We start from the raw sequence: 19,131 nt of genomic DNA on the forward strand, positions 1-19,131 counted from the left end.
CCAGGGTCGCTATAATCGCCGGCTTTTGATATCCGAACGACAGGGAGAGGCGATGCGCGAGCGACTTTTGGCGGCGGAGAAGGTGACCGGGATCCGCTGGCAGGGCGGCATCCTGCACCTGCTCGACCAGCGCCTGCTGCCGTCGGAAGAGCGCTGGCTGGCCTGCGACAATGTCGCGCAGGTGGCGGCGGCGATCCGCGACATGGCCGTGCGCGGTGCCTCGGCAATTGGCATTGCCGCCGCTTACGGCCTGGTGCTGGCCCTGGAAGAGCGGCTGGCCGAAGGCGGCGACTGGGAAATGGACCTGGAAGAGGACTTCCTCAGCCTGGCAGAAGCCCGCCCCACCGCGGCCAACCTGTTCTGGGCGCTGAACCGCATGCGCGAGCGCCTGCAGCGCCTGCGCCCGGACGAAAACGTGCTGGCCGCGCTGGAGGCCGAAGCGGTGTCCATCCACGAAAGCGACCGTGAAGCCAACCTGACCATGGCCCAGTTCGGTATCGAGCTGATTCGCCGCCACCAGGGCAATGCCCAGACCCTGCTGACCTACGGCAATGCCGGTGCACTGGCCAGTGGCGGCTTCGGCACAGCGTTGGGGGTGATTCGCGCCGGTTACCTGGAGGGCATGGTCGAGCGGGTGTATGCCGGTGAAACCCGCCCCTGGTTGCAAGGCTCGCGCCTGACAGCCTGGGAATTGACCAACGAAGGCATCCCGGTGACCCTGTGCGCCGATTCGGCGCTGGCCCACCTGATGAAGAGCAAGGGCATCACCTGGGTGGTGGTGGGGGCAGACTGCATTGCGGCGAACGGTGACGTTGCCAGCAAGATCGGCACCTACCAACTGGCGGTCAGCGCCATGCACCATGGCGTGCGTTTCATGGTGGTGGCGCCGAGCACCAGCATCGACCTGAACCTGGCCACCGGCGAGGATATCCCGCTGGAAGAGCGCGCCGCCGACGAACTGCTGGACATCGGCGGTACCCGGGTGGCGCCGGATGTCGAGGTGTTCAACCCGGTGTTCGACGTGACCCCGGCCGACCTGATCGACGTGATCGTGACCGAACGCGGCATCGTCGAACGCCCGGATACCGCCAAATTGGCGCAATTGATGTGCCGCAAGCGGTTGCATTGAGGGGGTAGGGCGATAGGGGGTTGTCGCCTGGGAGATCGAGCGCCGCCCGCGCGGCGCTTCGCGGGGCAAGCCCGCTCCCACATTTGTTGCAACGTGCCGAACCTGACAGGCCATGGTTGCCAGCCTTGGTGCATGTCTTGAGACAGGTGAGGCGGCATCAATGCCCACCTCGAAATCCAGTCATGCCAACAAGGCTGACAACCATGGCCTCACAGGCATGGCCACGTTGCAACAAATGTGGGAGCGGGCTTGCCCCGCGAAGCGCCGCGCGGGCGGCGCTCGATCTCCCAGGCCCCAAAAAAACCAAGACAAGCACCTCTCAGCCCTCACACAAGCCCCCGTGCCACATCTCCCCACCGCCCCCGCCTTTGTGGTAACATCCGGCAGTTTCCAAGACCGCCCATCACGGCGGCCTTCATTGCGCAGATCCATGGCACAACTCATTGATTTGTCGTAAGTCGTCGCACCCTTATGCGTTGCGGCGGCGAGCTTCGTTCGGCCCTTGATGGAGCTGCGAAGTTTCACCAGAAAAAGGAATCAGGCTTCTCATGGGCGAACTGGCCAAAGAAATCCTCCCGGTCAATATCGAAGACGAACTGAGACAGTCTTACCTCGACTACGCGATGAGCGTGATTGTCGGGCGAGCGCTGCCCGATGCGCGTGACGGCTTGAAGCCCGTGCATCGTCGCGTTCTCTATGCGATGAGCGAACTGGGCAACGACTGGAACAAGCCGTACAAGAAATCCGCCCGTGTGGTCGGTGACGTGATCGGTAAGTACCACCCGCACGGCGACACTGCGGTCTACGACACCATCGTGCGTATGGCCCAGCCGTTCTCGCTGCGCTACCTGCTGGTCGACGGTCAGGGCAACTTCGGTTCGGTGGACGGCGACAACGCCGCGGCCATGCGATACACCGAAGTGCGCATGACCAAGCTGGCCCACGAGCTGCTGGCCGACCTGCACAAGGAAACCGTCGACTGGGTGCCCAACTACGACGGCACCGAGCAGATTCCGGCGGTCATGCCGACGCGCATCCCCAACCTGCTGGTCAACGGTTCCAGCGGTATTGCCGTGGGCATGGCGACCAACATCCCGCCGCACAACCTCGGTGAAGTCATCGACGGCTGCCTGGCGCTGATCGACAACCCGGAAGTCACCATCGATGAACTGATGCAGTTCATCCCCGGCCCCGACTTCCCGACTGCCGGCATCATCAACGGCCGCCAGGGCATCATCGAGGCCTATCGCACCGGCCGTGGCCGCATCTACATGCGCGCCCGTTCCGAGATCGAAGACATCGACAAGGTCGGCGGCCGCCAGCAGATCGTGGTCACCGAGCTGCCGTACCAGCTGAACAAGGCGCGCCTGATCGAAAAGATCGCCGAGCTGGTAAAAGAGAAGAAGATCGAAGGCATCACCGAGCTGCGTGACGAGTCCGACAAGGACGGCATGCGCATCGTCATCGAGCTGCGTCGCGGCGAGGTGCCAGAGGTGGTGCTCAACAACCTCTACCAGCAAACCCAGCTGCAGAGTGTGTTCGGTATCAACGTGGTGGCCCTGGTCGACGGCCGTCCGCGCCTGCTCAACCTCAAGGACCTGCTCGAAGCGTTTGTCCGTCACCGCCGTGAAGTGGTGACCCGCCGTACCGTCTTCGAACTGCGCAAGGCCCGCGAACGCGGCCACATCCTCGAAGGCCAGGCGGTTGCGCTGTCCAACATCGACCCGGTCATCGCCCTGATCAAGGCCTCGCCGACGCCGTCCGAAGCCAAGGAAGCCCTGGTTTCCACGCCGTGGGAATCCAGTGCCGTGCAGGTCATGGTCGAGCGCGCCGGCGCCGACGCCTGCCGCCCTGAAGACCTGCCGGAGCAGTATGGCCTGCACGACGGCAAATACTTCCTGTCGCCGGAACAGGCCCAGGCCATTCTCGACCTGCGCCTGCACCGCCTGACCGGCCTGGAGCACGAGAAGCTGCTGGCCGAGTACCAGGAAATCCTCGAGCAGATCGGCGAGCTGATCCGCATCCTCAGCAGCGCCGAGCGCCTGATGGAAGTGATTCGCGAAGAGCTGGAAGCCATCCGCGCCGAGTACGGCGATGCCCGTCGTACCGAAATCCTCAATGCCAGCCACGACCTCAACTACGGCGACATGATCCCGGAAGAAGAGCGCGTGGTGACCATTTCCCACGGTGGTTATGCCAAGACCCAGCCATTGTCCGCTTACCAGGCCCAGCGCCGTGGCGGCAAAGGCAAGTCGGCGACCGGCGTGAAGGACGAGGACTACATCGAACACCTCCTGGTCGCCAACAGCCACGCCACGCTGCTGCTGTTCTCCAGCAAGGGCAAGGTGTACTGGAAGAAGACCTACGAAATCCCCGAAGCGTCCCGCGCTGCCCGTGGTCGCCCGCTGGTCAACCTGCTGCCGCTGGAAGAAGGTGAGCGCATCACCGCCATGCTGCAGATCGACCTCGAAGCGCTGCAGCAGAACGCCGACCTCGACGAAGAGCTGGAAGACGCGGATGACACCGTGCTCGAAGGTGAGCTGGTAGAGGCCGAAGAAGTCGACGAAGAAGACGGCGACACCCCGGAGTGGGTGGCAGAGCCGACTGGCGCGTACATCTTCATGGCTACCGCCTCGGGTACCGTCAAGAAGACCCCGCTGGTGCAGTTCGCCCGTCCGCGCTCCAATGGCCTGATCGCCCTGAAGCTCAAGGAAGGTGACACCCTGATTGCCGCGGCCATTACCGACGGCGCCAAGGAAGTCATGATGTTCTCCGACGCCGGCAAGGTCATTCGCTTCGCCGAGAGCGTGGTGCGTGAAATGGGCCGTACCGCCCGTGGCGTGCGTGGCATGAAGCTGGGCAAGGGCCAGCAGATCATTTCGATGCTGATCCCGGAATCCGGCTCGCAGATCCTTACCGCCTCCGAGCGTGGCTTTGGCAAGCGCACCCCGCTGTCCAAGTTCCCGCGTCGCGGCCGTGGTGGCCAGGGCGTGATCGCCATGGGTACCAAAGGGCGTAATGGCTTGCTGATCGGCGCTATCCAGGTGCAGGAAGGCGAAGAGATCATGCTGATCTCCGACCAGGGCACGCTGGTGCGCACCCGGGTTGGCGAGGTGTCCAGCCTCAGCCGTAACACTCAGGGCGTTACCCTGATCAAGCTGGCTGCTGATGAAACACTGGTGGGCCTGGAGCGGATCCAGGAGCCGTCCGAGGACGAACTCGATGATGTGGTCGAGGCGAACGAGGAGGGTGTCGAGGCCGAAGTGCCAGACAACGATGAAGCTGCAGGCGCCGAAGAGGCCCCGCAGGAGTAAGCAAGCGTAAACCCGAACGGGGCGACCAAGGTCGCCCCGTTTGACTGATTACGGCAGGCAATGCCTGGCCGGGTGCGGGCGAGCTTTTTGTAGGAGCGGCCTTGTGTCGCGAAAGGGCTGCAAAGCAGCCCCAAGGTTTCAGCGGCGCTGCAAAAAGCTGGGGGCCGCTTTGCGGCCCTTTCGCGACACAAGGCCGCTCCTACAAAAAAGCCGCGTGCGGCCTGCAAGAAAAGAATTTGTACCATTTGGCAGAGCGAGAGTGGATGTGAGCAAACGAGCCTTTAACTTCTGCGCAGGCCCTGCCGCGCTTCCTGATGCTGTCCTGCAGCGCGCCCAGGCCGAAATGCTGGACTGGCATGGCAAGGGCTTGTCGGTGATGGAAATGAGCCATCGCAGCGACGATTACGTTGCCATTGCCGAAAAGGCCGAGCAGGACTTGCGTGACCTGCTGTCCGTCCCCTCCAACTACAAGGTGCTGTTCCTGCAGGGCGGCGCCAGCCAGCAGTTCGCCGAGATCCCGCTGAACCTGCTGCCGGAAAACGGCACCGCCGACTACGTCGAGACCGGTATCTGGTCGAAAAAGGCCATTGAGGAAGCGCGCCGCTTCGGCAACATCAACGTCGCCGCCAGCGCCAAGCCCTACGACTACCTGGCCATCCCGGGCCAGAACGACTGGAACCTGACCAAGAACGCTGCCTACGTGCACTATGCGTCCAACGAGACCATCGGTGGCCTTCAGTTTGACTGGGTGCCGCAGACCGGTGACGTTCCGCTGGTAGTCGACATGTCGTCCGACATCCTCTCGCGGCCGATCGACGTGTCGCAGTTCGGCCTGATCTACGCCGGTGCGCAGAAGAACATCGGCCCAAGCGGCCTGGTGGTGGTGATCGTGCGTGAAGACCTGCTGGGCCACGCCCGCAGCAGCTGCCCGACCATGCTCGACTACAAGGTCTCGGCCGACAACGGCTCGATGTACAACACCCCGGCCACCTACTCCTGGTACCTCTCGGGCCTGGTGTTCGAGTGGCTGAAAGAGCAGGGTGGCGTCGATGCCATGGAGCAGCGTAACCGTGCCAAGAAAGAGCGCCTGTACGGTTTCATCGACAGCAGCGAGTTCTACACCAACCCGATCAGCGTCAACGCCCGTTCGTGGATGAACGTGCCGTTCCGCCTGGCGGATGAGCGCCTGGACAAAGCCTTCCTTGCCGGTGCCGACGCCCGTGGCCTGCTCAACCTCAAGGGCCATCGTTCGGTGGGCGGCATGCGTGCCTCCATCTACAACGCCCTGGGCCTGGAAGCAGTAGAAGCGCTGGTAGGCTACATGGCTGAATTCGAGAAGGAGCACGGCTGATGTCCGAACAGGAACTCAAGGCCCTGCGGGTGCGCATCGACAGCCTCGACGAAAAAATCCTCGAGCTGATCAGCGACCGCGCCCGTTGCGCCGAAGAAGTCGCCCGGGTCAAGACCGCCTCGCTGAAAGAAGGCGAGAAGCCGGTGTTCTACCGCCCCGAGCGTGAAGCCGCCGTGCTCAAGCGCGTGATGGAGCGCAACAAGGGGCCACTGGGTAACGAAGAGATGGCGCGGCTGTTCCGCGAAATCATGTCGTCGTGCCTGGCCCTGGAAGAGCCGCTGAAAATCGCCTACCTCGGCCCAGAGGGTACCTTCACCCAGGCTGCGGCCATGAAGCACTTCGGTCATGCGGTGATCAGCCGGCCGATGGCGGCCATCGACGAAGTGTTCCGCGAAGTGGCGGCCGGTGCCGTCAACTTCGGCGTGGTGCCGGTAGAAAACTCCACCGAAGGCGCTGTCAGCCACACCCTGGACAGCTTCCTCGAGCACGACATGGTGATTTGCGGTGAAGTCGAGCTGCGTATTCACCACCACCTGCTGGTGGGCGAGAACACCAAGACCGACAGCATCACCCGCATCTACTCCCACGCCCAGTCGCTGGCCCAGTGCCGCAAGTGGCTGGACGCGCACTACCCGAACGTGGAGCGCGTGGCTGTGTCGAGCAATGCCGAGGCAGCCAAGCGGGTCAAGGGTGAGTGGAATTCGGCGGCGATTGCCGGTGATATGGCGGCCAACCTGTACGGCCTGACCCGCCTGGCCGAGAAAATCGAAGACCGCCCGGACAACTCCACGCGCTTCCTGATGATCGGTAGCCAGGAAGTGCCGCCGACCGGCGACGACAAGACCTCGATCATTGTCTCGATGAGCAACAAGCCAGGTGCCCTGCACGAGCTGCTGGTGCCATTCCACCAGAACGGCATCGACCTGACCCGCATCGAGACCCGCCCGTCGCGCAGCGGCAAGTGGACCTACGTGTTCTTCATCGACTTCGTCGGCCACCACCGCGACCCGCTGATCAAAGCGGTGCTGGAGCAGATCAGCCAGGAGGCTGTGGCGCTGAAGGTGCTGGGGTCGTATCCGAAGGCGGTGCTTTGATCTGAGGTTGTTGGGGCCGCTTCGCGCCCCATCGCGACACAAGGCCGCTCCTACAGGAGTACGCAATCCATTGTAGGAGCGGCCTTGCGTCGCGATGGGCTGCAAAGCAGCCCCAATGGCCCTAACAGGCTGTCTAGATTTCTGAACAGGGTTCGCACCAGTGGTAAATGCAGCAAAAACCAAACCCGCGCCAATTATCAATCGCCTGGTCGTGGTCGGCCTCGGCCTGATCGGTGGTTCGTTCGCCAAGGGCCTGCGTGAAAGCGGCCTGTGCCGCGAAGTGGTCGGTGTCGACCTGGATGCCCCCTCGCGCAAGCAGGCCGTAGCCCTGGGCGTGGTCGACCGCTGCGAAGAAGACCTCGCCGCCGCCTGCGTGGGCGCCGATGTCATCCAGTTGGCCGTACCGATCCTGGCCATGGAAAAGGTCCTGGCACGCTTGGCCCGGCTCGACCTCGGCGACGCCATCATCACTGACGTCGGCAGTGCCAAGGGCAACGTCGTCCGTGAGGCGCGTTCTGTTTTTGTAAACGAGAGCGGCCAGCGTTTGCCACGCTTCGTCCCCGGCCACCCCATCGCCGGTTCCGAGCAAAGCGGGGTACAGGCCGCCAATGCCACCCTGTTCCGTCGGCACAAGGTCATCCTCACGCCGCTGGCCGAAACCGACCCGGCCGCACTGGCCCTGGTCGACCGCCTGTGGCGTGCGCTGGACGCCGACGTGGAGCACATGTCGGTCGAGCGCCATGACGAAGTGCTGGCCGCCACCAGCCACCTGCCACACCTGCTGGCCTTTGGCTTGGTCGATTCGCTGGCCAAACGCAATGAAAACCTCGAGATCTTCCGGTACGCTGCCGGGGGCTTCCGCGATTTCACCAGGATCGCCGGCAGCGACCCGACCATGTGGCACGACATCTTCCTCGCCAACCGCGATGCTGTCCTGCGCACACTTGATACATATCGCAGTGATCTCGACGCCTTGCGCGACGCGATCGCTGAAGGGGACGGGCACCAGCTGCTGGGTGTATTCACCCGTGCACGGGTTGCCCGCGAGCATTTCAGTAAAATCCTGGCCCGCCGGGCCTATGTGGACGCTATGAACGCCAACGATCTGATTTTCCTGGCCCAACCGGGTGGCCGCCTGAACGGGCGGATTCGCGTACCGGGCGACAAGTCGATTTCCCACCGCTCGATCATGCTCGGCTCGCTGGCCGAAGGCACTACCGAGGTCGAAGGCTTCCTCGAAGGTGAAGACGCACTGGCGACCCTGCAGGCATTCCGTGACATGGGTGTGGTCATCGAAGGCCCCAACCATGGTCGCGTGACCATTCATGGTGTTGGCCTGCACGGCCTCAAGCCGCCGCCCGGGCCGCTGTACGTGGGCAACTCCGGCACCTCGATGCGCCTGCTGTCGGGCCTGCTGGCCGGCCAGTCGTTCGACGTGACCATGACCGGTGATGCCTCGTTGTCCAAGCGCCCGATGAACCGCGTCGCCAACCCGCTGCGTGAAATGGGCGCCGTGGTCGAGACCGGCCCGGAAGGCCGCCCGCCGCTGACCATCCGCGGTGGCCACACGCTCAAGGGCCTGACCTACACGCTGCCGATGGCCAGCGCCCAGGTCAAATCCTGCCTGCTGCTGGCCGGCCTGTATGCCGAAGGCAAGACCACCGTCACCGAACCGGCGCCGACCCGCGACCACACCGAGCGCATGCTGCGCGGCTTCGGTTATGCCGTCGAGAGCAATGGCCCGGTAGCATCGCTGCAATCTGGCGGCAAACTGACGGCTACCCGTATCGAAGTGCCGGCCGACATTTCCTCGGCAGCCTTCTTCCTGGTGGCTGCCTCCATTGCCGAAGGCTCCGAGCTGGTGCTGGAGCACGTCGGCATCAACCCGACCCGTACCGGTGTGATCGACATCCTGCGCCTGATGGGCGGCGACATCACCCTGGAAAACCAGCGTGAAGTCGGTGGCGAGCCGGTAGCCGACCTGCGCGTGCGCGGTGCCAAGCTTAAAGGTATCGACATCCCCGAGGAGCTGGTGCCGCTGGCCATCGACGAATTCCCGGTGCTGTTCGTGGCCGCTGCCTGCGCTGAAGGGCGTACCGTGCTGCGCGGTGCCGAAGAACTGCGTGTGAAGGAGTCCGACCGTATCCAGGTCATGGCCGACGGCCTGATCACCCTGGGCATCAAGTGCGAACCGACCCCGGACGGCATCATCATCGACGGTGGCCAGTTGGGTGGCGGTGAAGTGCATGGCCACGGTGATCACCGTATTGCCATGGCTTTCAGTGTGGCTTCGCTGCGCGCCAGTGCGCCGATCCGCATCCATGACTGCGCCAACGTCGCGACATCGTTCCCGAACTTCCTGGCGTTGTGCGCCGAAGTCGGCATTCGCGTGGCAGAAGAGGGCAAGTCGTGAGTTCGCAAGCCCCTATCATCACCATCGACGGCCCAAGCGGCTCGGGCAAGGGCACGGTTGCCGGCCTGCTGGCCCGCGAGCTGGGCTGGCGCCTGCTGGATTCCGGCGCGCTGTACCGCCTGCTGGCCTTCAACGCCAGCAACCACGGCGTCGACCTGACCAACGAAGAGCTGCTGACCACGCTTGCCGCCCATCTGGATGTGCAGTTCATTGCTGCCGAGCCCGGTAAGCTGCAGCAGACCATCCTCGAAGGCGAGGATGTGAGCCAGGTCATCCGTACCGAAACCGTCGGTGCCGGCGCTTCGATGGTGGCTTCACTGCCTGCCGTGCGCGAAGCGCTGTTGCAGCGTCAGCGCGCCTTCCGTGAGATGCCCGGGTTGATTGCCGATGGCCGCGACATGGGCACCGTGGTGTTCCCGGACGCGCCGTTGAAGGTATTCCTCACCGCCAGTGCCGAGGAGCGCGCGCGCCGCCGCTACCTGCAGTTGAAGGGTAAGGGCGAAGATGTTAGTCTGTCGAGTCTGCTGGATGAGATTCGTGCGCGTGATGAGCGCGACACCCAACGTGCAGTGGCCCCGCTGAAGCCAGCGGTCGATGCCATTCAGTTGGACTCTACCGAGTTGTCCATCGAGCAGGTGTTGCAACGTATCAGGAGCGAGATCGCCCAGCGCGACCTTCTCTGATAGCCAGGAGAGCAGGCAGGTTCACCAGTCAACGTCTTGCCGGCTTTCCTTTACTTAAAACAGACCCACATTGTCTGGAATGTGGCGAGGGGCGTTTGTTTCGCCCGAATCTACAGGAATTAAAATGAGCGAAAGCTTTGCAGAACTCTTTGAAGAAAGCCTGAAAACCCTCAATCTTCAGCCGGGTGCCATCATCACCGGTATCGTTGTCGACATCGACGGCGACTGGGTTACCGTACACGCTGGCCTGAAGTCCGAGGGTGTCATCCCGCTCGAGCAGTTCTACAACGAAGCTGGCGAACTGACCATCAAGGTCGGTGACGAAGTTCACGTTGCGCTGGACGCGGTCGAAGACGGCTTTGGCGAAACCAAGCTGTCCCGTGAAAAAGCCAAGCGCGCCGAGTGCTGGATTGTTCTGGAAGCTGCTTTCGCTGCCGAAGAAGTGGTCAAGGGCGTTATCAACGGTAAGGTTAAGGGCGGCTTCACTGTCGACGTTAACGGCATCCGTGCGTTCCTGCCGGGCTCCCTGGTTGATGTCCGCCCAGTGCGCGACACCACCCACCTGGAAGGCAAAGAGCTGGAATTCAAGGTCATCAAGCTGGACCAGAAGCGCAACAACGTTGTCGTTTCCCGTCGCAGCGTGCTGGAAGCCGAGAACTCCGCCGAGCGCGAAGCCCTGCTGGAAACCCTGCAGGAAGGCCAGCAAGTCAAAGGTATCGTCAAGAACCTCACCGACTACGGCGCATTCGTGGACCTGGGCGGTATCGACGGCCTGCTGCACATCACCGACATGGCCTGGAAGCGCATCAAGCACCCATCGGAAATCGTTAACGTTGGCGACGAAGTCGACGTACGCGTTCTGAAGTTCGACCGTGAGCGCAACCGCGTTTCGCTGGGTCTGAAGCAGATGGGCGAAGATCCGTGGGTAGCTATCACTGCCCGTTACCCAGAAGGTACTCGCGTACAAGCTCGCGTTACCAACCTGACCGACTACGGCTGCTTCGCTGAGCTGGAAGAAGGCGTTGAAGGTCTGGTACACGTTTCCGAAATGGACTGGACCAACAAGAACATCCACCCGTCGAAAGTCGTTCAGGTTGGCGACGAAGTGGAAGTCATGGTTCTGGACATCGACGAAGAGCGTCGTCGTATCTCCCTGGGCATCAAGCAGTGCAAGTCCAACCCATGGGAAGACTTCTCCGGCCAGTTCAACAAGGGTGACAAGATCACCGGTACCATCAAGTCGATCACCGACTTCGGTATCTTCATCGGTCTGGACGGCGGCATCGACGGCCTGGTTCACCTGTCCGACATCTCCTGGAACGAAACCGGCGAAGAAGCCGTACGTCGTTTCAAGAAGGGCGACGAGCTGGAAACCGTCATCCTGTCGGTCGACCCAGAGCGCGAGCGCATCTCCCTGGGCATCAAGCAGCTGGAAGACGATCCGTTCTCCAACTTCGTTGCTGTCAATGACAAGGGCGCTATCGTCAAGGGCATCGTGAAAGAAGTTGACGCCAAAGGCGCCATCGTCACCCTGGCCGACGACATCGAAGCCACTCTGAAAGCTTCCGAAATCAGCCGTGACCGCGTTGAAGACGCGCGTAACGTTCTGAAGGAAGGCGAAGAGATCGAAGCCAAGATCATCAGCGTTGACCGCAAGTCCCGCGTTATCAGCCTGTCGATCAAATCGAAAGACGACGCTGAAGAGCGCGAAGCTATCCAGAGCCTGAAAAACGCTCCGGAAGCTGCTGCCGACACCACCATGGCTGCGCTGCTGCGCGAAGCAATGGCCAAACAGAACTGAGTTCTGTTTGATCGGTAAAAAGGGCGACCCTCGGGTCGCCCTTTTTTTGGGCTGCTTCCAGGATGATCGCTGGTTGGCGTTCTAGCGCCTGGCGAGAATGCGCTGGTTTGCGCGTAGCACTTGGAAACGTCCATTTGCTGCTATAACCTTAGCGGCGTAACGCGTTCGCTACCACCACGGAAACGCCTGGTTCAAGCTAAAGAACTCAAATGAGAAAATAGATGAATACTGGTGCATTTTTAATTCAAAAAGATTTTTTTGATGCTGACGAAATTGAAGAAATCGCTGGCTTAGCTGTTGCATTGGAGCAGGGAAAGTCCAGTGTGCACGAGAGCGGTAAGTACCAGAGTATTCAGTGGCACAAGGTAGACCTTGCCCCCGAGGATCATCCATTTGCTGCGAAAATCTATGACTTTTTGGGTGCGGAAAAAAATGGGATTTGTGTTTTCTATTACTTGTCTCCAGGGGCTGTACTTCATCCGCATCGCGATCTGACTGGCGCGTCCAGCAATGCGCGACTCCGCTTCCATGTTCCTGTCATCACCAATGATAAGGTCCATTTCAATGTATCAAAGGCGCGTGTCATCATGTCCCCGGGGGAGCTCTGGGCACTGGATACTTCATTTCTTCATGAGGTCAGGAATGAAAGCGACCAGACACGCGTACATATTGTTATTGAATGCCAGATCAGTAACGCAGTGAAGCGTCATCTGCCAGCCAAGAACCTGCAAGGCAGGGTTCATGATTTGTACTTTGTATCGATTTTGGGTGCCAGTTTCCTGAAATCAATACTGGTCAATATCTGGAAGGATCCCAGGTATTTCCTCGCGCAAATGCAGATGCTGAAAAAATTCGTCGCCTGGCGAGTGTTTGGCAAAAAAGACGTCAAATAGGCTTTGGTAGCGGGTTCCCTTGCTGCAGAGTCGCATGGTCGTCATTTGGTCGCTTTGCCTAGCGGCCCGATTTGCTGGGTGAAGTGGCCCAGGCCCGTTTCTTCTGGTAGGCAAGCGCAGCCTGAAGTGTGCGCGTGCCTGTATTGGGGCGGTTGTGCCAATGAACCCGGCGCTGCAGGGCGCGCGTTGACAAGAGGCCCGGTTGCAGCTGCCTCGCACGGTAGACCATTCTTGAATTACTTCAATCTTGAATTTTTTTATTAAGTCAAGATCCACCCTGTTCAAATCCTTCCCGGCGTGCTACAAACTGGTTAAGCAATGATCTAGCTGCTTGATAACGAAGGGAAAAATATGACGAAGTCGGAGCTGATCGAACGTATTGTCACCCATCAGGGGCTGCTCTCGTCCAAGGACGTGGAGCTGGCCATCAAGACCATGCTTGAGCAGATGTCACAATGTCTGGCGACTGGCGATCGCATCGAGATCCGCGGGTTTGGCAGCTTCTCGCTGCACTATCGCGCCCCTCGCGTGGGTCGTAACCCAAAGACCGGCCAGTCGGTCAGCCTCGAAGGCAAGTTCGTGCCGCACTTCAAGCCCGGTAAAGAGCTGCGCGACCGGGTCAACGAAGAAGACGAGGCCGAAGCCTGATCAATCAAGGAGCAATCTGATGCGTAACCTCAAGCGCGCCCTGGCGGCGGTGTTCGTGCTGCTCTTGGCGGCTGTGGTGCTGTTCTTCGTGCTGGAGAACCAGCAGGCCGTATCGTTGACGCTGTTTGGCTGGGTCGCGCCGGCGATGCCGGTCGCTGTGCTGGTGCTGGCGGCTTTGGTGGTAGGTCTTGCAGTCGGCCCGTTGTTAGGGGCTTATGGCGTGCAGCTCAGCAAGCGCAAGATCAAGGCCTCTGCTCGCGAGGCTGCACTGAGCGGCAATTAGGGAAAGTTCCTACCCTCAAACAAGGTTAATTCACCTGTTCTTGCGCCGGTCGTCATGGAGTAATAGCGGACTTCATTCGATCCTGTGAGCGTGAGTCAGTATGGAATTCCCCGCCATTTCCCACCATGGTGGCACCAGAGGTGTAACCGGTTCGTGCCATCAGTTGCATCTGGGTCCGGCCACAAGCCTATTGATCGACTGCGGTCTGGAGCAAGGGCGCGATGAAGTTGTAGGGGCTCAATTCACGCCTTTGGGTTTTGATGTTGCGGGCATACAGGCACTGGTTGTCACTCACGTACACATTGACCATGTGGGGCGTATCCCTGCGTTGCTGGCTGCTGGTTTTCGCGGCAGCATCCTGTGCAGCGAGCCCTCTGCCAGGCTTTTGCCGCTAGTGCTGGAAGACGCCATCAAGCTAGCCGTCAGTACTGATCCCGTGCAGGTCGAACGCTACCTGGCGCTTTTAAATCGTCTCATCGTCCCGGTTCCTTTTGGTCAATGGCATTGTGCGTTAGAGCAAAGTGAGTTGGCTTGTGCCATTCGCTTGCAGCGAGCTGGTCATCTGCTTGGGTCTGCCTATGTAGAATGTGATGTACGAGTACAGGGTGATCAAAAACCTTCGCGCGTTGTGTTTTCAGGTGATCTTGGCGCGCCCGGTAACCCTTTGCTTTTCCCGGTTCGGCCGCCAGAGCGGGCTGACACCTTGGTGCTGGAGAGTACCTACGGTGGCCGTATGCACGCCGGGCGCTGTGATCGTCAGCAGCGGCTCGAAGCGCTGATTGAACGGGCACTGGCCGATAACGGCACTGTCCTGATACCGGCATTCAGCCTTGGTCGTACCCAGGAGTTACTCTATGAGCTCGAAGATATTCTTTATCGTAAGTCGTTGCTCAAAAGCGAGCTCCCGGCATTGGGTGATGATCCGGTCGGGTTGATCGAATGGTCGCGCTTGCCGATAATCCTCGACTCGCCGTTGGCCCAGCGCATCACTGGAACTTATCTTGAGTTGCACGAGTACTGGCGTTGCGAGGCTCGGCAGCGACTGGGTGAGGGCCGGGCACCATTGGCGTTTTCTCAACTGGTTTGCGTGGATACTCATGCAAAGCACCAGAAGGTGGTCAACTATCTGAAGAGCACTGGGCGACCAGCAATTGTCATTGCCGGAAATGGTATGTGTGCCGGCGGGCGAATCGTCAATTACCTTAAGGCGATGCTGGGCGATCCTCGTCACGAGGTTGTATTTGTCGGGTATCAGGCAAAAGGTACGCCAGGGGCGGTAATACAGGCGAGCGAGGGCGTCCAAGGGTTCGTTCAGCTTGACCTGGATGGAGATATGTACGAAATCAGGGCGAAAGTGATGACCTTGCCAGGCTATTCGGCTCATGCCGATCAGCAAGGTCTGATCAGGTTTGCTCTGGGCGCTGGCCAGCCAGCAAAAAGGGTTCTGCTGGTGCATGGGGAGCGTGAGGCGAAGGCCTCGTTGGCAAGCGCGCTGAGGCGAAAGGCGCGGGATGAGGGGTTAGACATCGACGTAGCTATTCCCTGACACGTCCGAAGTGTAATCACGGTTCACCCTGTGGTGGCTTGGGCGTTTTTTTTGAAATTCCCCTACTTTGAGCGCAGCTTTCACTGTAGTGTAGGCGGCGCATTCGCTTCAAATATTACCGCTGGCAGGTTGCCGGGCCGGAGAGCGAAGAAGCGGCCCTCAGCTATGTGGCTATATGCCAAACGCCATAGCTGATCGCCAAGGGAATCCAAAAATACTGATTCAAGGAACATTAGAAAGCATGCGCAATCTGCCTGAGCGCTTGAGCAGTAACGAAGATGTCGACCTTTTCCAGTTGATCGGTTGGTTGTGGGCGCAAAGGTTACTGATCGCGGTTGTGACTGCAATCGTTGCGTTGGCAGCGCTCGCTTATGCCTTGCTTTCGACGCCTGTTTATCAAGCCAGGGTAGTTGTTCAGCCGCCGTCACAGGATGATATTTCCCAAGTCAATATCGGTCGGGGTGAGGGGGCGGGGCTCGGCAGGCTATCGGTAAAGGATGTTTATGCCTTCTATCTCGGCAACTTGCAGTCTCAGGCGTTGCGTAGAAAGTTTTTTCGTGAGGTCTACTTGCCAAGCCTGGATGAGGCCCAGCGGCAAGGGTCCCAGGATGCCCTGTACGCTGATTTCAACAAGGTATTGAGTATTGCGGCGGTCAGCCCTCTTGCGCCTGATCGCTTCTATGTGGCGGCGGATCTGCCAGACCCGAAAACCGCCGCGCAGTGGGTCGCCCAATATGCACAGATGGCCAGTGACTGGACCAAGCGGGACTTGGCCAAGGACCTGCGCGCGGATGCCCTGGCCACTGCCAACAACCTTGAACGGCTGATCTCGGGGGCTCGCGAGGCGGCGCGCAATATTCGAGAGGATCAGATCGTACGCTTGTCGGAAGCACTTAAGGTTGCCAGGACCATCGGTCTGGAAAAGCCACCACTGATATCCAACACGCTGGCTACTGAGGTGTCGGCGGGTATGGACGGCAGCCTGACTTACATGCGAGGTGTCAAAGCGCTTGAGGCAGAAATCGATAACTTACGCAAGCGCCGTTCGGATGATCCGTTCGTCAGGGATCTACGCGAGCGACAAGAGACGATGAGCTTCTATCGTGATCTTCAACTGAATACTGAGGCAGTTCAAGTCTATCGCCAGGACGGTGCTATCGAAGTTCCTGACCGTCCCATCAAGCCGAGAAAAAGCTTGATTGTAATGCTTGGGGTGGTGACAGGCTTGTTGCTGGGGGTTTGTCTGGCGCTCTATCGGGGGCTGCGTACTGCGCGTTCGAGAACGGTATGACATGCGTACTTAGCGCTTTATCAACAATGCAGTGGCACAGAAACTGAAAGACAAGGAGCTGGTGCAGTAGGCAAACCAATTAAAGGATTGCACAATCCGCCCCCTCTTTTTTTGGGGGGGTGCATCCTGAGGTATCCGGATCTGGTTTCAGGGTGTGCTCAAGCGCCGATTTTATTTTGTTTTGTTTTGCATGGAAGCGTTGAATGGGGCAACAGATTTGTCAAGAATAAAAGCAGGCCTCTATTTCGGCTCTACCGTACTTGTTAAAACACTTGCAGGCTTGTTAGTCATCAAGGTTCTTGCCTGGAAATTGGGGCCTGAAGGTTTCGGTTTGTTGGGCCAGTTAATGACACTTGTCGCGATCGTAGGCATGTTGGCTGGCGGCGGTATCACCAATGGCCTGATCAAAGTGCTTGCCAAGGCTCCGCTGGGCGGTGCCGAAGGTAAAGTCTGGTACGCCTCTGCTTTTACACTCTCAGCACTTGTCAGCGGTGCGGTGGCGGTGTTGCTGTTCGCACTTTCTTCGACGCTGTCCAGCTATTTCCTACCGGGTGTGGGAGCACTTCTTTTTACCGTGCTGGCAGTCAGCCAGGTTGTCATCGCGTATGGCAATTTACCGCTGGCCGAAGCCAGCAGTCGTGGCGACAGTCGTACATTTTCGTTGATCACCGTTGCGGGCACGCTTGTGGGCGCAGGGCTGGTCATTATGGCTGTCTGGTATAGGGGCTTCATAGGGGCAACCTATGCTGTGGTGCTCATGCCCGCAATGGTCGGGCTGTGCGCAGTGTTCTATGCCGTAGTCAGTCGGCGCGTGCTTCTGCAGGCCTGCCGCTGGTCATTCGAGCGTGGCCGCATGAAGCTATTGATGTCATTTTCCATGGTGACCCTGATCGGTGCCCTGTCTGTTCCACTGGCCCAGTTGTATATGCGTGATGCGCTGGGTGCGTCGCAGGGTTGGGAGCAGGTTGGGCAATGGCAAGGGGTGATCAAGCTGTCCGACGTGTATATGCAGTTCATGGGCGTGGTATTGATCAACTTCGTGTTGCCTCGCATTGCGGCGGCGGCCGACAAGCGGCAGGTTTTCAAGGAATGGCTGGGGAGTGTCTCGGCGCTGGTGGTGGTGCTGCTGTCAGGGTTCGCAGTTTTCTATTTTTTACGCAACTTCCTTATTATCTTGGTGTTTTCCAGCGATTTCCTGCCGATGACCCAGCTACTTGTGCCGCAAATGGCGGGGGATGTGCTGCGCACGATTGCGGCGTCGATTTCATATTTGTTCATGGCGCGCGGCATAGTGCGCGTGTCCTTTGTTTTCGAGTTATTGCAAGGCGTCGTGCTGGTTTGCGCCTTCAGCATGCTGTTTGATAATACTGGTGTCATGGCGCCAGTCTATGCTCACCTGTTCACTTACCTGTCATTAACGATCGTGATGGCTTTCGGTTTGCTGATCTGGATGAAAAGGAAGCCTTCGTGAATATCGTCATGCTTTGCACCAAGTTCTCGCGGCAGGAGAGTGATCCTTGGCTGACTAATGAGATGGCGGCAGCTTTGCAAGGGCAGGGGCATTCGGTCACCGTGATCAATCTCGACTGGTGGGCTCAAGCGGGCGAGCCGGATCAGCGCTTCATCACTTCCAGAGGGGTAGAAGTCACTTCACTGGTGCCATTGCATGTCAACTCGCGGCTACCGCTGGTGAGGCGCCTGGCGAAGTGGGCGGGATCCTCTCTGCGCGTCGTCAAACTGTTGCGCGAAACGGCACGCTGCCGCCGCATCGATCTGCTGATCGGCTTCTCTCCGGCTGTGACCATGGCCCTGCCATTGTTGTGGCAGCGCTTTATCGGGCGTGCGCCTTCCTACATGGTGCTTTGGGATTTCTTTCCGCACCATCAGCAACAAATCGGCCTGATGCCGTCCGGCTTAGTCTTTCGGTTGGCGAAATGGTTTGAAAACATGCTGATTCGCTCGTTCGACCATGTCGGCTGCATGTCACCTGCAAACGTATCTTACCTGAAGCGGCATTATCGCCTGCGAGCCGTGCAAGGTATTCATATCCTGCCAATCTGGGGCGGTAACGCCCCTGTCGTTGCGGTTGATTCAGCACAGGTACGCGCGGCTGCCGGGTTACCCGCAGACCGGCCGGTTGTCGTATTTGGCGGGCAGCTGGTGCATGGCCGTGGAGTGGAAGACCTTCTGGAGGTCGCCCGACTTGCTGCACATGGAGGCTCGCGCAGCCATTTTCTGATCATGGGTAGTGGCACCCTGGAGGGCCTTGTCCAGGCTTATTTGAACGAGGGCCACGGTAACCTCACCTGGATAGCCAGGGTGCCGCGTGAGCGATATCTCGAAATTGCTCAATCCTGCGATGCTGCGCTGGTTTGCACGGTGCGTGATGTGGATGTCCCGAGTTTTCCTTCCAAGACCATTGATTACCTGCGCCTGGGTTTGCCGATTGTCGCCTCGGTCGAGCAAAGCACCGATTATGGCGAATTCATCGTTGAACAGGGCGTTGGTGTGTGCGTTGAAGCAGGCGAACCTTTGCGGCTTCACGCCTGTATCGAGCAACTGCTGGGCGATGATCAGCGGCTGGCGCAGATGGCGCAAAGGGGGCCGGCGTGCATGGCTGAGCACTTCGACGTAGAACTGGTCATCCGGCAGTTGTTGAGCCAGGCTGGGCACTCGGAGCGCTAA

General features: G+C 59.7%; 14 protein-coding genes. All 14 read left to right on the forward strand.

Annotated elements, in window-relative coordinates; translation table 11 throughout:
• Window positions 1-52: 52 nt before the first annotated feature.
• The 14 genes from mtnA to ACI2KG_RS19860 all read left to right on the forward strand — a co-directional run bounded on the left by mtnA (window position 53) and on the right by ACI2KG_RS19860 (window position 19,131).
• Window positions 53-1,129, forward strand: coding sequence for an S-methyl-5-thioribose-1-phosphate isomerase (gene mtnA, locus ACI2KG_RS19795; protein ID WP_404662964.1), 1,077 nt, complete (start codon window positions 53-55; stop codon window positions 1,127-1,129).
• Window positions 1,130-1,677: 548 nt separating this feature from the next.
• Window positions 1,678-4,443 carry a DNA gyrase subunit A gene (gene gyrA, locus ACI2KG_RS19800; RefSeq protein ID WP_400620271.1) on the forward strand — a complete coding sequence of 922 codons (2,766 nt, stop codon included), beginning with the start codon at window positions 1,678-1,680 and terminating at the stop codon, window positions 4,441-4,443.
• A 265-nt stretch (window positions 4,444-4,708) separates the two neighbouring features.
• On the forward strand, window positions 4,709-5,794 hold the full coding sequence (serC, locus tag ACI2KG_RS19805) for a 3-phosphoserine/phosphohydroxythreonine transaminase (RefSeq protein ID WP_404662965.1): 1,086 nt from the start codon (window positions 4,709-4,711) through the stop codon (window positions 5,792-5,794).
• Window positions 5,794-6,888 carry a prephenate dehydratase gene (pheA, locus tag ACI2KG_RS19810; protein WP_016485356.1) on the forward strand — a complete coding sequence of 365 codons (1,095 nt, stop codon included), beginning with the start codon at window positions 5,794-5,796 and terminating at the stop codon, window positions 6,886-6,888. Before serC ends, pheA begins: the two co-directional genes overlap by 1 nt.
• Window positions 6,889-7,081: 193 nt before the next feature.
• Window positions 7,082-9,301 carry a bifunctional prephenate dehydrogenase/3-phosphoshikimate 1-carboxyvinyltransferase gene (locus ACI2KG_RS19815; protein WP_404662992.1) on the forward strand — a complete coding sequence of 740 codons (2,220 nt, stop codon included), beginning with the start codon at window positions 7,082-7,084 and terminating at the stop codon, window positions 9,299-9,301.
• Complete coding sequence (gene cmk / locus ACI2KG_RS19820; RefSeq protein ID WP_404662966.1) at window positions 9,298-9,984, forward strand: (d)CMP kinase; 687 nt, start codon at window positions 9,298-9,300, stop codon at window positions 9,982-9,984. The genes ACI2KG_RS19815 and cmk overlap by 4 nt, the downstream gene beginning before the upstream one ends.
• Before the next feature lie 124 nt (window positions 9,985-10,108).
• Complete coding sequence (gene rpsA / locus ACI2KG_RS19825) at window positions 10,109-11,785, forward strand: 30S ribosomal protein S1 (RefSeq protein WP_003252673.1); 1,677 nt, start codon at window positions 10,109-10,111, stop codon at window positions 11,783-11,785.
• Window positions 11,786-12,006: 221 nt separating this feature from the next.
• Entirely contained in the window at window positions 12,007-12,678 is a 672-nt protein-coding gene (locus ACI2KG_RS19830) for an aspartyl/asparaginyl beta-hydroxylase domain-containing protein (RefSeq protein ID WP_404662967.1), read from the forward strand.
• Window positions 12,679-13,029: 351 nt separating this feature from the next.
• The gene (ihfB, locus tag ACI2KG_RS19835) at window positions 13,030-13,326 is read left to right on the forward strand and encodes an integration host factor subunit beta (RefSeq protein WP_003252675.1); all 297 of its coding nucleotides are present in this window, start codon (window positions 13,030-13,032) and stop codon (window positions 13,324-13,326) included.
• A gap of 19 nt (window positions 13,327-13,345) precedes the next feature.
• Window positions 13,346-13,609 (forward strand): lipopolysaccharide assembly protein LapA domain-containing protein, encoded by a 264-nt coding sequence (locus tag ACI2KG_RS19840; RefSeq protein WP_404662968.1) that lies wholly within the window; start codon window positions 13,346-13,348, stop codon window positions 13,607-13,609.
• 100 nt (window positions 13,610-13,709) lie between these two features.
• Window positions 13,710-15,155 (forward strand): MBL fold metallo-hydrolase RNA specificity domain-containing protein, encoded by a 1,446-nt coding sequence (locus ACI2KG_RS19845; RefSeq protein WP_404662969.1) that lies wholly within the window; start codon window positions 13,710-13,712, stop codon window positions 15,153-15,155.
• Between the two features lie 241 nt (window positions 15,156-15,396).
• Window positions 15,397-16,446, forward strand: coding sequence for a Wzz/FepE/Etk N-terminal domain-containing protein (locus ACI2KG_RS19850; protein WP_404662970.1), 1,050 nt, complete (start codon window positions 15,397-15,399; stop codon window positions 16,444-16,446).
• A gap of 154 nt (window positions 16,447-16,600) precedes the next feature.
• Window positions 16,601-17,917 (forward strand): O-antigen translocase, encoded by a 1,317-nt coding sequence (locus ACI2KG_RS19855; RefSeq protein ID WP_404662971.1) that lies wholly within the window; start codon window positions 16,601-16,603, stop codon window positions 17,915-17,917.
• Entirely contained in the window at window positions 17,914-19,131 is a 1,218-nt protein-coding gene (locus ACI2KG_RS19860; RefSeq protein WP_404662972.1) for a glycosyltransferase family 4 protein, read from the forward strand. Before ACI2KG_RS19855 ends, ACI2KG_RS19860 begins: the two co-directional genes overlap by 4 nt.

Origin of the sequence: Pseudomonas sp. NPDC089407, assembly GCF_044900445.1 — a bacterium.
Taxonomy (GTDB): domain Bacteria; phylum Pseudomonadota; class Gammaproteobacteria; order Pseudomonadales; family Pseudomonadaceae; genus Aquipseudomonas.